The organism is Marinobacter sp. JSM 1782161 (assembly GCF_011421605.1).
Classification (GTDB): Bacteria; Pseudomonadota; Gammaproteobacteria; order Pseudomonadales; family Oleiphilaceae; genus Marinobacter_A; species Marinobacter_A bohaiensis.
In genome coordinates, this window is record NZ_WSSA01000003.1 from 338,890 (window position 1) to 353,895 (window position 15,006).

Annotated in this window: 13 protein-coding genes and 1 tRNA gene; 6 read left to right on the forward strand and 8 right to left on the reverse strand. The window is 60.9% G+C overall.

The window, feature by feature from the left end:
- Positions 1-107: 107 nt before the first annotated feature.
- Together GQB00_RS14365 and GQB00_RS14370 are read left to right on the forward strand one after the other, a co-directional pair.
- Positions 108-869: a substrate-binding periplasmic protein gene (locus GQB00_RS14365; RefSeq protein WP_165856839.1), complete on the forward strand. Its 762-nt coding sequence runs from the start codon at positions 108-110 to the stop codon at positions 867-869.
- A 243-nt stretch (positions 870-1,112) separates the two neighbouring features.
- Positions 1,113-1,268 (forward strand): DUF1127 domain-containing protein, encoded by a 156-nt coding sequence (locus GQB00_RS14370; protein ID WP_165856840.1) that lies wholly within the window; start codon positions 1,113-1,115, stop codon positions 1,266-1,268.
- A 271-nt stretch (positions 1,269-1,539) separates the two neighbouring features.
- Here GQB00_RS14370 and GQB00_RS14375 read toward each other — a convergent pair whose 3' ends face one another.
- A complete protein-coding gene (locus GQB00_RS14375; protein ID WP_165856841.1) occupies positions 1,540-2,517 on the reverse strand; it encodes a sulfotransferase domain-containing protein in 978 nt (325 codons plus the stop codon).
- Between the two features lie 591 nt (positions 2,518-3,108).
- Between GQB00_RS14375 and GQB00_RS14380 the strand changes: the two genes are divergently transcribed.
- The gene (locus GQB00_RS14380) at positions 3,109-3,351 is read left to right on the forward strand and encodes a hypothetical protein (RefSeq protein ID WP_165856842.1); all 243 of its coding nucleotides are present in this window, start codon (positions 3,109-3,111) and stop codon (positions 3,349-3,351) included.
- 157 nt (positions 3,352-3,508) lie between these two features.
- On the opposite strand, the gene GQB00_RS14385 is transcribed toward GQB00_RS14380, so the two are convergent.
- Positions 3,509-4,387, reverse strand: coding sequence for a carbon-nitrogen hydrolase family protein (locus GQB00_RS14385; protein WP_165856843.1), 879 nt, complete (start codon positions 4,385-4,387; stop codon positions 3,509-3,511).
- Between the two features lie 42 nt (positions 4,388-4,429).
- Positions 4,430-5,803, reverse strand: coding sequence for an APC family permease (locus GQB00_RS14390; RefSeq protein ID WP_165856844.1), 1,374 nt, complete (start codon positions 5,801-5,803; stop codon positions 4,430-4,432).
- Positions 5,804-6,085: 282 nt separating this feature from the next.
- On the opposite strand from GQB00_RS14390, the gene GQB00_RS14395 reads away from it, so the two are divergent.
- On the forward strand, positions 6,086-6,886 hold the full coding sequence (locus GQB00_RS14395; protein ID WP_323127291.1) for a helix-turn-helix transcriptional regulator: 801 nt from the start codon (positions 6,086-6,088) through the stop codon (positions 6,884-6,886).
- A 21-nt stretch (positions 6,887-6,907) separates the two neighbouring features.
- Here GQB00_RS14395 and GQB00_RS14400 read toward each other — a convergent pair whose 3' ends face one another.
- Both GQB00_RS14400 and GQB00_RS14405 read right to left on the reverse strand, forming a co-directional pair.
- On the reverse strand, positions 6,908-7,810 hold the full coding sequence (locus tag GQB00_RS14400; RefSeq protein ID WP_165856845.1) for an alpha/beta hydrolase: 903 nt from the start codon (positions 7,808-7,810) through the stop codon (positions 6,908-6,910).
- Positions 7,811-7,933: 123 nt separating this feature from the next.
- A complete protein-coding gene (locus tag GQB00_RS14405) occupies positions 7,934-9,724 on the reverse strand; it encodes a tannase/feruloyl esterase family alpha/beta hydrolase (RefSeq protein ID WP_207950800.1) in 1,791 nt (596 codons plus the stop codon).
- Positions 9,725-9,992: 268 nt separating this feature from the next.
- On the opposite strand from GQB00_RS14405, the gene GQB00_RS14410 reads away from it, so the two are divergent.
- A complete protein-coding gene (locus GQB00_RS14410) occupies positions 9,993-11,345 on the forward strand; it encodes a DUF4397 domain-containing protein (RefSeq protein ID WP_165856846.1) in 1,353 nt (450 codons plus the stop codon).
- Between the two features lie 140 nt (positions 11,346-11,485).
- Positions 11,486-11,561: transfer RNA gene (locus GQB00_RS14415), tRNA-Thr, on the forward strand.
- Positions 11,562-11,649: 88 nt separating this feature from the next.
- Here the strand turns inward: GQB00_RS14415 and GQB00_RS14420 are convergent.
- From GQB00_RS14420 to GQB00_RS14430, 3 genes are all read right to left on the reverse strand, one after another.
- Positions 11,650-12,573, reverse strand: coding sequence for a M14 family metallocarboxypeptidase (locus GQB00_RS14420; protein WP_165856847.1), 924 nt, complete (start codon positions 12,571-12,573; stop codon positions 11,650-11,652).
- 142 nt (positions 12,574-12,715) lie between these two features.
- On the reverse strand, positions 12,716-13,009 hold the full coding sequence (locus GQB00_RS14425; protein WP_165856848.1) for a hypothetical protein: 294 nt from the start codon (positions 13,007-13,009) through the stop codon (positions 12,716-12,718).
- 1,028 nt (positions 13,010-14,037) lie between these two features.
- Positions 14,038-14,943: a hypothetical protein gene (locus GQB00_RS14430; RefSeq protein WP_165856849.1), complete on the reverse strand. Its 906-nt coding sequence runs from the start codon at positions 14,941-14,943 to the stop codon at positions 14,038-14,040.
- Positions 14,944-15,006: the final 63 nt, after the last annotated feature.

Here is a 15,006-nt window from a genome sequence, read left to right on the forward strand (position 1 = left end):
TGACATTGTCCACCCACCATGGCCGCTATACTGTATGCCGCTTCAACGCCCCGACTTGTCATTCACTCAGCCGCCATTCATACACTCCCTCGAATCCGACAATACCCATGCGCCTTCTGCTGACGATCTGTCTGATCCTGACGTCACTGACCGCCCAGGCGGACAGGCAACGCGTGGTGGTGGGCGTCAATCACGCGCCGCCCTATCGGATCATCGAAGATGGGCACATCGGCGGCTTCTATATCGACGTGTTCAACGAGATCGGACGTCAGTTGGACTGGGAAATTGTCTATCGGGAAGCGCCCTTCCGCCGGCTGCTGAAACTGATGGAGGACGGCCAGGTGGACGTGATGCTCGGGCCGGTCCGGACGCCCGAGCGGGAAACCTACATGGCCTACGTGGCTCAGGCTTTTCCGGCGGAGCAGCGGCTGTTCTTCTATCAACAACCGGAAAACCGCATCACTGAATACAGTGACCTGGCCGGCAAGACGATCGGCATGCTGCGCGGCAGCGCCTACTTTCCCCGGTTCGACCGTGATGACACCCTGGACAAGGCCCCCGCCACGCGCTATCGGAACCTGATGCAGATGCTGGCCATGGACCATGTGGATGTGGTCATCGCGCCGGAGCTGATGGGCCTGCAACTCATCGACCGGGAAGGACTGGATGTCCACGTCTCGCCCTACACGGTACCCGGCAAACCCGCCTGGATCGCCGTATCCCGGCGCTCTCCAATGCTCCAGCAACAGCAAGCCCTGCGCACCACCCTCGACCGCTTCCGTCAGACGCCGCGCTATCACAATCTGCTGCAGCGCTATCGCTCCGGTATCACTGGCGAACCAGCCACGCTGCAAGTGCATACCGACTAGGTTGATGCGCTGAGCTACGGTAATTCCCTATCCCGCTTTTGATCCCCGGAAGGCTGGATTCGGGTTTCTACGAATGGCGATTTATCGTCCAAAAATTGGATAATAGCAAACTTCGACCTCCCGCTTTACCTCCGTAAGTCTTTAAATTCATTGACGAATACGGGTTTCCTTGTATTCCCCGAAAACAGTTCGGGACCTATCATATTGTCATCATCAATTAACCCCTCTACTGGAGATGACGTTATGAAATCCGTATTCAGCGTATTCAACAAATGGAAGAAAAAGCGCGACTTCGCTTACATGGTCGGCCGTATGGACGAGCGCCTGTTGCTGGACGTGGGCTACTCCCGCGCCGAAGCCGAAGAGCGCCTGAGCACACCGTTCTGGAAGTTCCACTAAGCACCCCCGGAACGCGGCCTCACGGCCGACACCGTCCCCACGTCGGTAGATCGCAGCTCGCCGCATAAGCGACTGGATTCCGGGGACACTTCAAGCCCACGCTCATGATTCACCACCGGGCTTGTACCCATACCGACACCGCGCTAGAAGAAGACGGGGCGAGCCAGGCGACCATCGCCCAGCCCGCCCCGGAATAACCTTTCCTCCCGCCGACGGCGGCACGCCCTGTCCCCTGCATCACCTGACACGAGTTCCGGAAACCGAACCCGCTTCAGGCCGGCGATTGCAGGCCCGCCAGCACGCGCTTGTCCGGCATGCCATCCTCGTCATAGAGCGACGCCAGCCCGAACTGTTCGAGAATGGACAGCCCCTCGTCAATCAGCCGCGGCTCGATATCGTCCTTCCACGACGTCACCGGTGAGGACCCGGACGCCAGGCTGGTTTCATTACGCACCACCCGGCTGGGTCGGTTAATCAGCGCCTGGTCGAGTTCGACGCGGTAGTCCGGCTGCCCCTGCAGGAAACCGAATAGCCGGGACACTTCCCGGTTGGGCTCGGCGTAGATGCTCTCATAGAAACTGACGTGGATATCCTGCGGTGCGAACTGGCGCAGGGGCACCGTGTTGATGATCGCCCAGATGAGGATGTGGTTGAGCAACAGGTCGCTCCGCGCACTGGTGCGGCGAATCAGGTCTTCGTAGGGTGCCAGGAAATCCTCGTACAGCGCCGGCTGCTTGAGCAAATCCATAGGTTCGGACGCCCAGTACCAGTCCTTCTTACGTGCCTTGGACTGGGCCACGGCAAAGGGATTACGGATCAGCAGCACCGGTTTGACCCAGTCCAGCTCCCGGCACACCGCATGGCACATCAGATTGGCGAAGATGTCCTTAACCAGCAGGCCACGGTAGAAGAACGCTTTGTTGGCAACATCCACCCGCTGGTCGCACAGCCGGCCGCTGAGTATGGTCCGGGCCAGATTCCGGAGTTCGTCGTTCATCTCCCCGCCGCGCACGTACAGGTGCGGCGTAAAGGTGCCGGCACCCTGCGCCAGCTGCGGATGGAACGGCTCGAACATTTCCCGATAGCCACGATTGTGGTTGATCAGGTCGGACACCCAGGTGGTGCCGCTGCGCCCATCGCCAATCAGCCAGACCGCATCGCGGTAATTGCCCAGCGCATGGTTGGCGCGCAGGACCAGACGTTTACCCAGGGTCCGGGCCCTCGAAGTGATGCCGGTAGCTCTATCCATCGTTCACGCGTTCCCTCACAGTGAATGGTGTATCGCCGAGTGTTCTGCTCTTGTTGTTATCGAGAGTCGTTATCGAGTGTCTTTATCTAGAGTCGTTATCCAGAGTGGGTATCAGGCATTGATATCAAGTGTTGCGATCAAATCATAGCGGGCACCCATCGCGATCAAAGACCTGTCTACCCTGGCGCCACACCGACCTGATTTATACCAGATCCATGCCAGTTTTTTGTTTCAGCGGCGAGTCACCTTCTATGTGATGTGCCGGAGCGCAGCGATGCCCCGCCCCTCTCCACCAAATAATCTGGCAAACGCCCAATCGAAGACGTATGATCGCCATCCAAATTCACGCACGTGCCGTGCAGCGGCGCCCCGGGCGCCCACAGAAAAGGAGCTCACCATGAAACAACGGACACAGGTATCCAGTTACTGATATCGCCTTCCTCCTTTTGTGGCTGGAAGGCATAAGGTCTTCCGGCGCGGTGCGTGCAAGCACGACGAAACCCTGGTGGACCCTGTTCACCAGGGTTTTTTTATGGTCGCTCCGGCGACCCGCCGGCTACTCCGGCAACATCCACAGCAAGGAGAAAAAACATGGCCAAAGGCCCCAAACCCATGCGCAACTGGGCGGCCACGAACCCGCTGATGCGCAAGGGCGGCCCGCACCGGGACGCCAAACTCAAGCAGCGTCCACGCCAGGATACACGCCAGGCGCTGGACGCCTTCGAAGACTGGCTGGACGAGGAAACGACCACCTCGTCACAGCACCACAACGAAGGGCCTCAGGGCCCTTCTTTTTTTCGTGCGCCCTTTCTTGCGCGCGCCACCGCCATCTGACCTGCCGCAAACCAACGTCCCTTTCCTACCCGGCCATCCGTATCCCAGCCCCGTTGACCCGGCCCGTACTCGCCGAGCGCCCACAAAAAAGGGCGCGCTGGCCCAGGCCAGACACGCCCCGAAAGCGGTTCGCGAACGAACCGGGGACAGGAAGGAATCAGCTCAGTCGTCGCGGGTCCAGACGGCCCTCGTACATGGGCAGCTCCAGCACCGGATCGTCCGCGCGGAACTGAGACCAGACGCGGTTGAGGCCGGCGGTGCCGAAGGTCCTGACCCGCTCCACCTCGTCCAGATTGAGCACGTCGGTAAGGATGCCGGCGGACGCGCCACTCATGGCGGCCCGCTCCCGGCCCTCCGGATCCACGATCAGGCTTTGGCCAACGCCGGTGGGCTCGGCCACATTGGCGCTGACCACGAACACCTGGTTGAAGATGGCGTTGGCCTTGACCAGCACCTGTTCCTGGGCCCGGTCGCAGGTGGTGGTCGCGGCCTGGTTGATGATCACCTCGGCCCCCATCCACGCCAACTGGCGCGAGACTTCCGGGAACCAGATGTCGTAGCAGACCGCCAGCCCCACCCGGCCCACGCCGGGCACCTCGAACACTTCGAAACGCTTGCCCGGCCGGTAGGGTTCGAACGGGCGCCAGGGGAAGCACTTGCGGTACGCCGCCACCAGCTCGCCGTCCGGTGAAAACACCGGCGCCGTGTTGTAGAGGTGGCCGTCCTCGCCGCGCTCGCAGATGGTGCCCGGCAACAGCCACACGCCCAGCCTGGCGGCGATCGCCCCCAGGCGGCGAATGCGCGATCCGTTCAGCGGCTCGGCGATGCTCTCCAGCAGCGCGGTGCGCTCCTCCGGCGTGCCTTCCGCCGCGCACAGATGCAGCTCGGGATAGACCACCATGCGCCTGGGCTCAAACCCCGGCCCGAAGTCGCTCAGGTGGGTGGCGATCTCGTGCTCGAATCCATCCAGGCTGGCGTCCGTCCCCGGGCGCCGTGAAGGCGCCTGGACCAGCAGTATGGGCAAGTATCGGGACATACGGTTTCTCACTCTTCGTTCAAATCGGAACCGGCGGGGTACTCAGACCGGCTCCGGCGTGCTCGAGCCGTTCTCAGGCATTTCCTCACTGAAATCCACTTCCGGCGGCTTGCGGGTGAAGAAGCGGGTCAGATGCGTCAGGTGGATCAGACCGATCGCCAGCCAGACCAGCCCCAACACCACGGCGTGGATGTCCAGCTTGCTCATCAGCCACAGGTTCACTCCGGCACCGACCAGCGGCACGACGACCGCCTTGAGCACGCCGTACTCGGCCCGCACCGACGCGTCCTTCAGATACATGACGATCACCGACACGTTGACCATGGTGAACGCAATGAAGGCACCGAAGTTGATGAACGAAGCGGCCGACAACACGTCCAGGAACAGCGCCACGATGCCGATCAAACCGGTCAGCACGATGCTGAACACCGGCGTGTGGAAGCGCGGGTGCAGCGCCCCGAAGAGCTTGCGCGGCAGGACCGCATCCCGGCCCATGGCGAACAACAGGCGCGAGGCGGAAGCCTGGGCGGCAATGCCCGAGGTGAACTGCGCCAGAATCATGCCGGCCAGGAAAATCGCGCCGAACAGATCCGCACCGATGGTTCTGGCAATCTCGAATGCGGCCGAATCGGCGTTCTCGAACACCGCACCCGGATGCACCAGCTGCGTGGTGTAACCCACCAGCACATAGATGCCGCCGCCGATCAGCGCCGTCAGGAGGATGGCGCGGGGGATGTTGCGCCGCGGGTTGATGGTTTCCTCGGTCAGCGTGGTCACCGCATCAAAACCCAGGAAGGAATAGGCCGCCACCGCCGCACCGGCGGCAATTGTCGCAAAGCTCGAATCGGCGTTGAAGAACGGCGCCATGCTGAACAGCGCGTCGGTGCCGCCATCCATGAACACATGGCGCAGGGACAGCACCACGAAGAAGACGATGACCAGCACCTGGAACACCATCAGCAGCGAATTCACCTTCGCCGCCAGCTTGATGCCCATCACGTTGAGTACGGTAGTGATGCCGATGAAGCCCAGCAGGAACACCCAGGTGGGCACATCCGGAAATTTCGCGCCCAGGTAGGCCGCGCCGATCAGCCAGATGACCATCGGCAGAAAGAAGTAGTCGAGCAGCACGCCCCAGCCCACCATGAAGCCAACGCGGGAGTCGATGGTCTTGCGAACGTAAGTATAGGCGGACCCGGACACCGGAAACGCCCGGGACATCACGCCGTAGCTGTACGCGGTGAACAGCATGGCGATGGTGGTGATGATGTAAGCGGTGGGCACTGAGCCCTGAGTGGTCGTCGCCACCACACCGAAGGTGCCCAGCACGATCAGCGGGGTCATGTAGGCCAGGCCAAAAAGCACCACGGCCTTGAGGGAGAGCGTTCGCTCCAGTTGAATTCTGTTATCAGACATAGCCCGTCTCCAAAATCGGTCGGGGCGTGCCGGAGCCGTCCTCGTCGTTCGAGCCGCCTTCGGTCCCGCGCCCTTATATTGGATGCCGTGCCGCGGGGTTTGGGAAGCGGCCGGCCTATTTTTCGTTATCGGGATCAACTGCTGGCCCGGACCCGGATTGCCGGCCCCAGGGCGACGCAGCTAGACTGCAATACGTAGTGATCACAGTGTCTTTAAACCGTAACGATAAGGCGCAGGGCCGAATATAACCCCAGTGTGGTATGTTTTTGAGAGCAGTCATCCGTGAACAGACCTGACAACGACCGGGCCCTGGCCCAGGCCATCCACACCCTGGGCACGCCGGATTTCATGGGGGCCTACGCGGCGCTGGTCCGCACCCGCGCGGCCTTCGACAACCTCATTGTCATCGCCTACCACGGCGAACAGCAGCCGGCGGTGCTCTACCGGGAATTCACCGACCCCATCGTCTACCTGCCCATGGACAGCGACTACCTGGGCGGCGCCTACCTGCTGGATCCGTTCTACCACCAGCATCGCAAGGGGGATAACCGGGGCATCCTGCGCCTGCGGGACATCGCGCCCGACCATTTCCGGCGCACGCAGTACTACAAAACCTACTACCAGCAGACCACCCTGCTCGACGAGATCGCCGTGTTCGCCACCCTGTCCGATCGCGTGACGCTGACCGCGTGCCTCGGGCGCGACCGGTCGAGCGGCGCCCCCTTCAGCAAACGCGAGCGGCAGGCGTTGCAGGACATGGAACAGACATTGAGCGCGCTGCTGGAGACCCACTGGCGAGACTACCAGCCCGAGGCCGCCGCGGCGGACCAGCCACCACCGGTGCGCGACCGGCTGCGCGACGCCCTCAAGCGCCAGCACGACATCAAGCTCAGCCCGCGCCAGGCGGAAGTCGCGCTGTTCATCCTGCGCGGCCATTCCTCCCTTTCCATCAGCCTGCACCTGGAGGTCAGCCAACAGACGGTCAAGGTGTTCCGCCGCCAGCTTTACGCCAAGTGCGGCATTTCCTCCCAGGCGGAACTGTTCGCCCTGATGATGCCGCTGCTGTCGGCCCTGTCGGACTGACGCCCTGGTGTCCCTTAACAGCTAGGGCTGGGCCAGTACCGGCTCAGCGGCCTCCGGCACCAACGTGCGATAGAGAAACTGCACGCCCGCATCAACCGCCCCCTGCCCGGTCAGGAACGAGGCGATGTGCCCGCGCCAGCGCAGGATCATCATTTCCGTGGGTACGCCTTCCGATGCCAGCGCGGCCTGGAAATCCGTGGCGTGATCCACCGGCACCAGCCCGTCCCAGGAACCGTGGTAGAGGAAGAACGGCGGCGCGGTGTCGGTAATATGAGTGACCGGTGACGCCGCGGCATAACGCGCCGGCACCTCCGCCATGGTCCCGCCCAGCAACTGCTCCACCAGCCGCCCGGAACCGAACTTGCGCAGATCGCTGGGCGTGCCACCGGCGACCACCGCGGCCAATCGGGTCTGCGGGCCGCCGTAGGGTCGATCCAGCTCACCGCCTTCCGCCGCAACCAGCCCCAGCAGGCTGACCAGGTGGGCGCCGGAGGAATAGCCGAAACCGGCCACCCGGCCAGTGTCGATGTCCAGGTCATCGGCCTGGCGGTGCAGCCAGTGCATCGCCTGCTGCAGATCCTGCAGCTGGGCCGGGAAGCGATGGTCCGGCGTGAAGCGGTAATCGATGTTCATCACCGCAAAACCGTGGCCCGCCAGGGTCTCGGCGATGTCCGTCATGTCCGCCCGGGAGCGATTGGTCCAGCCACCGCCGTGCACTGTCAGCACCGCCGGATGCGGCCCCGCGCCTTGCGGCCGGTAGATGTCGGCGTACAGCGGCTCCGGCCAGTCCGGCGGGGAATAGCGCACCGACGTCTCCACGGTCCAGTCCGTCTCGGGCAGGGGGACCGGTTGTCCGGGGGCATTCAGGCGGCTGGCACAGCCGGTGACGATCAGGCCCAGCAAGACCGGGATCAGAGCTTTCATGGGTTCTCCCGTTGGGCAGCGGATGGGGTTCCGGCTGCGTCCGTTGTGCTCTGAAATACGGGGAGAACGTGGGGATGGATGCCCGCCCGGCGTCGCCAACCGTGCGCAACCGGGCGGTCTGTCTCACCGCTCGCGCGGCTCGTAGGGCATGTAGAAATCGCTGCCGGCCCAGTCCGGCATGGGCACGGCGTTGAGTGCATCGCCACGCTCGAAACTGGCGGCGTCATTCTCGTCGCCTTCACCCGAGTAGGCGGCCACGTCCGGATAGGGGTAGATCGGGCGGCTGCGCTCAGGGACGTCCGCAGACGACGTCAACATCGGCGGCGGTCCGTCCGCCATGGGACCGTGACCGTCCCGGCCGGCTCCCGGTGGCTTACCCGGGCGCGAGCCTTTGCCCGCTTTACCCTCACCCATATGGGGCTGGCCGAAATCGCTGGCCTGTTCGCTGGCGCTCTGGCGGGTGACGATGGCGTCCGGTGCCTGGCCATTCTCCACCCACTCCATCATCGGCGTCAGCAGGTCGACCTGGCTCGGCCCTTCACCCTGGCCACAATGGTAGACCCCCGGCAACAGGTAGAGCCGTTCAAAGGCCTCGGCCTGCCCCTCACCCATCTGCGACTGCACCGCCTGGTGATAGGCGATGGTATTGAGCGGCGAGATGTGCGGATCGGCCAGCCCATGCCAGAGAATCAGTTTGCCGCCCTGCCCCGCGAATGCGGACAGGTCCGGGTTGGTGGCGTCGTATAACGGGTGCCGGGCGCGCAGGCGGTTGAAGGTGGCCAGGTCGAAGCGCAGGTCGTCCAGAGTGAATGCCTCGCCCGGCGACTCGTCGAACGCCAGGTAGCGCAGCGCCGGCAGGGCCGCCATGCGGCTCATCACCTGGCCGTCGGCGCTGGTCGGCACGTAGACACCGGCCCAGGCCAGCTCGGATCCATACAGCGGCTGCCCGGCGGTCAGATGCGTGCCGGTGTCTGCGTCCACTGGACCCTGGTAGAACTGGCTGGCCACACGCGCCTCGGCGGGGGTCAGGCAATCGCGGGTGTCCGTGACGTCGTCCGGGCAGACCACGCTGGCCGGATCGAAATCGCACTGCAGCGGTGCCGAAATCAGCCCATCGCTGAGCCCGTCCAGATCGTCGCAGGCCGCAACCACCGCCCGGTGCAGCACCGGCAGCCGGTCTGCCAGCAGGATGGCGTTGCCGTCGTCATCCCGGTTCACGGTTGCCTGCCAGCCGTGATACAGCGTGTTCTGGACCTGGAAGTTCATGGCCGGGGCGCCAGCAATAATGCCGTCGAAGTCGTCCGGATACCGCTGGGCTTCCACCAGGGCTTCGCGGCCGCCGTCTGAACAACCGTTGAAATAGGCGTACTCGGGTGACTGGCCGTAGTAGGCGCGGATCAGTCGCTTGGCGGTATCGGCCGTCAGGTGCTGGGCGCGGTAGGCGAAGTCCGCCCGCTTCTGTGGATCCAGCCCAAACTCGCCGCCGTTGCCGTCATGGCCCATGTTGGTACTGCCCAGGACGAAACCGCCGTTGGCGAGCACCTGGCAGCCGTCGGAGGCTCCCGATCGCATGGAAATACGACCGCACAGCCCCCCGCAGCCCAGTTGCATGTAACGCTGGGTCCAGGTCTCACGCGGCAGCAACACCCGGAACTCGATGGCCGGCGCCAGGGTGCCCGACACGGCACAGACCGGCACGCCGTCATTGGTGGTATCCACCGCCGCGGTGACGCGACTGCCCTTGCCCCCGATATCGACCAGGTCGGTATTGATCAGGCTGGTGCACGCCACCGCCGGTTTGACTCTCGCCAGGTCTGCCGGCCCGGTCGATGCCTGCGCGGCCGACACCCCAAACAGCAGCCCCAGCAGCCCGATAATCGCCGGCCAACGCCGGTTCCCTTTGCACAGATTCACGCAAACAACTCCCTTCTCCCGATCCAGAAACCGCCGGCGGCGAGCCGGCAACAGACGGTTCCTATGGTAGTCAAAGACAGGCGCGGACTGGGCGGAGCGGGTGTAAAAGTTGTGTAAGGAGCGTTTCCCGGCATCGCAGGACAACGCCAAAAGGCGGTCCTTTATAAAGCTGGCCCTTTCTATTCCAACATTGTTGGACAATCTGCAAAGCCATCGATCCCGCCCGCTCGTAACGATCCTTGCAATCTCACATCATGAGGACAACAAGATGACGAACGCTGCAAGGTTGCTTTTGATCTCCCTGTTCTCCGTTGCCCTGGCTGGCTGTTTCGATGGTGACAACGACGATGACACCGCCGATCTGGTGGTGCTCCATGCCGCTGCCGACGCACCCAACGTCAACGTCCGGGGCGGGGGCGGTACGCTGTTCAGTGACGTGCCTTTCAAAAGCGGTGGCGAACGGGGAATCGAAGAAGGAACCTACAACCTGTCCGTAGACGCCCGGCTGCCGGGCGATCAGACCACGACGGTCATCGGCCCGACGGAAGTGAGGTTCCGTGATGGCATCCGCTACTACGCGGCGGCCGTCGGCACCGTGGGCGCGGGTGGCCCGACCCTGCTGCTGGTGGAACAGACCGACACCGACGCCTCCGACGGCAACGCGCAGGTCCAGGTGGCGCATCTGGCGTCCGCTGCGCCCACAGTCGACATCTACGTCACCGCGCCCGGCGACGACCTGGGTAGCGCCTCGCCCATCGCGACACTGACGTTCCAAGACGTCACCGATCCGGTGGAAGTGCCGGCCGGAGACTACCGCATCCGCGTCACGCCGCAAGGCAGCGCCACCGTGGTGTTCGACAGCGGCACCGTGGCGCTGGCTGACGACCAGGAACTGTTCATCGGCGCCGTGGACAACACCAACTTCGGTGACTCCCCGATCAGCCTGATCGTTGAAGACGACGGCGACGTGTCCGAGATCGTCGATGCCGATGCAACCGCCGGCGTACGCGCGGTTCACAACTCCTACGACGCGCCCGACGTGGATCTCTACGTCGACACCGTGCTGGCCGCCGAAGACCTCGCCTTCCCCAACGCCTTCCCGGGCTCCGGCAACGACCCGGACACCGACTACGCCGACCTGCCCGCTGGCACCACCAACATCGGCGTCACAGCGGCGAACGACCCTAATGTCGTGGCGGACGCCGATCTGGATCTGGTGGGCGGGCAGGCCTACACAGTGCTGGCCGCCAATGCCGTATCCAGCCTGGAACTGCTGCCCTACGAGGACGACAACCGCAGCATCGCCACCGCCGCCAAACTGCGGGTGATCCACGGCGCGGCCATGGCGCCCAACGTGGACGTCTACGCCGTGGCGCAAGGCAACGCCTGCCCGGGCAATGCGGATCCGCTGCTGTCGGACGTGCCCTATCAGACCAGTTCGGGGTATCTGGAAGTGGCCGCCGCTGACTACACCGTCTGCGTAACCGTTGCCGGCACCGGCACCGTCGCCATCGGCCCGGTGGATATCAGCCTGGCGGCGGGTGGCGTCTACACCGTCGTCGCCCGTGAAGTGGCCGGTGATGGCAGTAGCTTTACCCTCACGACCCTTGGCGATTTCTGAGGGACCCGACCCCGGACCGCGTTGGCGTCCGGGGTCTTTTTCCGGCTTAAAACGCGCCGCGGCGCCCTTCCCTCACCCCTTGTCAACGCCCTGAAAACTGAGTAAAAATCAGGCTATCCGCATTATGGCGTCACCGACGTGCCGGGATAGCTCAGTCGGTAGAGCAGGGCATTCGTAATGCTCAGGTCGCAGGTTCGACTCCTGTTCCCGGCACCATTTCCCATTTCCTGGTTTTCCGTTCTCAGGTCCCCATCTCGTTCGTCTGCGCCGGAGAGGGCTCGCGTTCTGCGGTAACCGCCCTTCCCTAACGGTGTTCCAGCGCGTAGTCGATCGCCGCACACACCGCGGCAGCCTGCGCGGCGTTGCATTGATCGGGCGTCACACGGGGGCTGTCGGGATAGACCTCGGTGGTGGTCTTGTGGGGCGCGGGGGTCAGGCCGGCACACAGGCCCAGCTGTTCGAGCGGATACTGGATAACGCCCCGGGCCACCATGGCCGAACCAAAAATCTCGCCGCTGTCGTCGGCCGGCGCGATATGGGTGATCGGCTCCACCGCATCGATCACAGCCTGCTGGAATGCGGGATTCGGATTCGCGCTGTCATCAACCAGATAGAAGCCATCAGGAATCGCGCCCGGCTTGAAAGGCTTGCCGTCGCGGGCCGCCAGGGCGGGACGAAACTCGGATTCGTCGGTATCGGTGGTCTCATGCAGGTCGATGTGCATCAGCACACGATCGCGGACGGGCGCCACCAGTTGCATGAGCGCCGCCGACTCCCCCGCCGGGCTGTCTTCGCGGAACGAGCGATTGGGGTCGACCGCGTTCGCGTTCCAGCGGTGGATGCGCTCGTAGGCCCAGGGGCTGACGCATGGGGCAACCAGCAGGTTGACGCGCCCCGCGTAAGCCGCCGCATGCTGATCGACGAAGCGCAGCGCGCCCTGCACACCGCTGGTTTCATAACCGTGCACGCCGCCTGTGACCAGCATGACCGGCACATCGTCACGCCAGTCGCGGCTCCGGATCGCCATCAGCGGATACTGATCGGTGCCATAGTCCAGGTGCCCGTACTCTTCCACGTCGAACCGCGAGCGCAGGCCCTCGATCACACTCAATACCTCGGATTCGTAGCTGCGCTGACGGGTCTGACGCGAAAACCACTCGGCGCGTTCTGCCTCGCCCCAGGGCATGCCGGGTGTACCGATGGGATAAGGTGTGGGGGCTGAGCTCATGGGGTTTCTCTCCGGTGGGGGTCTGTGCGGGTGGTTATTCTAGGATCGACGATCACCGCTGGGAATAGGGGCTGACGTGGCGTTGATGCGGTTATCCAGGGCCGCCGGCAGAAAGTAACGCTGTCCCGACTCTCCTTTACGATCACTCTTCAAGCTCATGCAGATGTCGGAGCCCTTCTTTCCTGAACCAATGCCCTGCAAAGAAACCAATGATCAAAAACCCAATGATAAGCAACTGGGTAGACCCAGACAGAGCACCTAGAATCTCAAATATCGAGGACAGATCGGTTTGATTGCGGAATACGATTTCCAGAATCGCAGCCAGAGGCACGACCGTAAAGAGGAGGATGATGCTCTTAAATATCGACACGCCGACATCAATCAGCGTCCTACCAAATGCCTCTCTTGCCATCGGATTATAGTCATCTGGTTTCATGGATTCTCCTGCACTCGTAACGCTCCTGTTCAGAGGTGCCCATGCAGCGTAGCAAAAAGGTCATCCAGTGGAGAGCCCTACAGCCCGGAACGACCTGGAACTATGGGTTAAAATACAATCGCAATCAGTGCGAGCAACGAGACAACAGCCACAAACACCCACCACCGACCATAAAGCTCGAGTAGCCTGGAAACAGCAGAATTGTTATAGCGTTCGTTACGTTGCGTAGCCTCATTCCAAAAGGTGCTGAAGTTCGTCCACGCCCAAAGTGGGCTGGCTTTCATCTCATAACCATGTTTTCGGAACTCAGCCCTAATTTGAACGGCTGTCACAACAGGCCAAAGAGAGCACCCGATGAGGATTGTGATAAAGATATAGTCCGTCATCTATTTTGATTTAACGCGAAGCTAAGCGGCATGCTTTAGTGCGTCCGGTGTAGGCCTAACGGACCGAAACGTACATGAGCGATTGGTTACACGGCTTTCAGCGATACGTACAAGGTCAAACATCCGCTCCCTTTGCACTAGCCATAGAGCTTCAAAAATATAGATGGGAGAGGAAACTAACGCCTGCACACTGAATGGGAGCTGACCTATCCCTTTCAGCGGACCTAAAGCAATAAGCAAGAGATAAACTGCAAAGACAGATAAAAAGAGAAGAAGCAATGCGTAGGTTCGAACAATGCTCAATGTGACACTGTGATGCCCCCGCGCGCTGTCAATTAGCTTTCTTCTCGATCTCCACCGCTTCACCCTCAAACGCGTACGAGATTTTTTCGAAATGAGTGAAGCGTGGCCGATCAGGTACTCGCCAAGCATAGAGAGACGCTTCGCGAACATAGCGCCCAAAACGGTAACAACGAGACTCACCAATACAGCTGGTTCAAACAAAACTTCCATATTCACCTTTTCCGATACCTGTAGCGCCTTGCTCAATTGCGCAGCGGTTGTAGTGGATTTTTGTGCGACAATGAGCGTAGCGAATGCACAAAAAGAAACGTAGACCTCTGCGTCAATTGGAGAAATTTGTTACATTTTTTTTCTAACGAACTCTCTATACTCTGACTTGCTTTTGTCATCACTCAGAGCTTTTTCGAGCTTCATCAAATTGGCTTTTTCTAGCAACGCCACACCGTATTTTAGAATTTCTTCTGATTCCTTGATCTTTCGCTCGACTTCGGATGACCAGCCGGACCAGTGCTTGAGTTCGGAATCGGACGCATCATCTAGGTTTAACTCTTCGATTGCCTTAAATCCCTCCTCCAAGTCTATGATTAGACGTTCACGCAAGTCATTTTCTTTGTAGAGAAAAGGCAGACCGCTCAAGTAACCAACTTTTTCTTCTATGTAGTACGGCCTAGGAAGACTTTTTCCTTGAATCGCCTCCAAATCTTCAACCTCTTGCTTGCTGGCGATCCTATCTTTAGTAATATCAGTATTCCTAGACCTCACCATCCTGGATAATATTTTGACAGCTTCTTCAGGGCATCCTGAGGTGTTTTTTAGCAGCAGGTTTGCTTTTCTATATACCGTATCTGCACCAAAAGGTCCGGATCTAAGCTTATTAACTGCTTCTTTGTGTTGGTCAATAAATATGAGAAAACTACCGATGGTGTCTCGATATGTTTTTATTCTAATTTCTGTTTCTAGAGTTTTTGACAGTTCTTCAAATTCAACACCAAAGTGATTTCTCCCGCAGTTTCTACCAATGTTTGTTATCGGCCCCGTTTTTGTCGTAACTATATAACCCTTTCCATGAGGTGTATGACAGCTAGACAGTCCGCACTTTATATAGTCTTTGAAGATATAGCGCCCAATAATTTCCTTTAGCTCGTACTCTTTGGGATCTATATCTTTAGTGAAGCCAGGCAACTCCTCAATTTCTTGCCAAGTCTCAACTTTGATCAGCCCTCTTTCCGTGTTCAAGGTGATCATAGGGTTTCCTCAATTTAAAATGTAACAGCAATTAGACCGCGCTCCGCGATATCACATAATCGT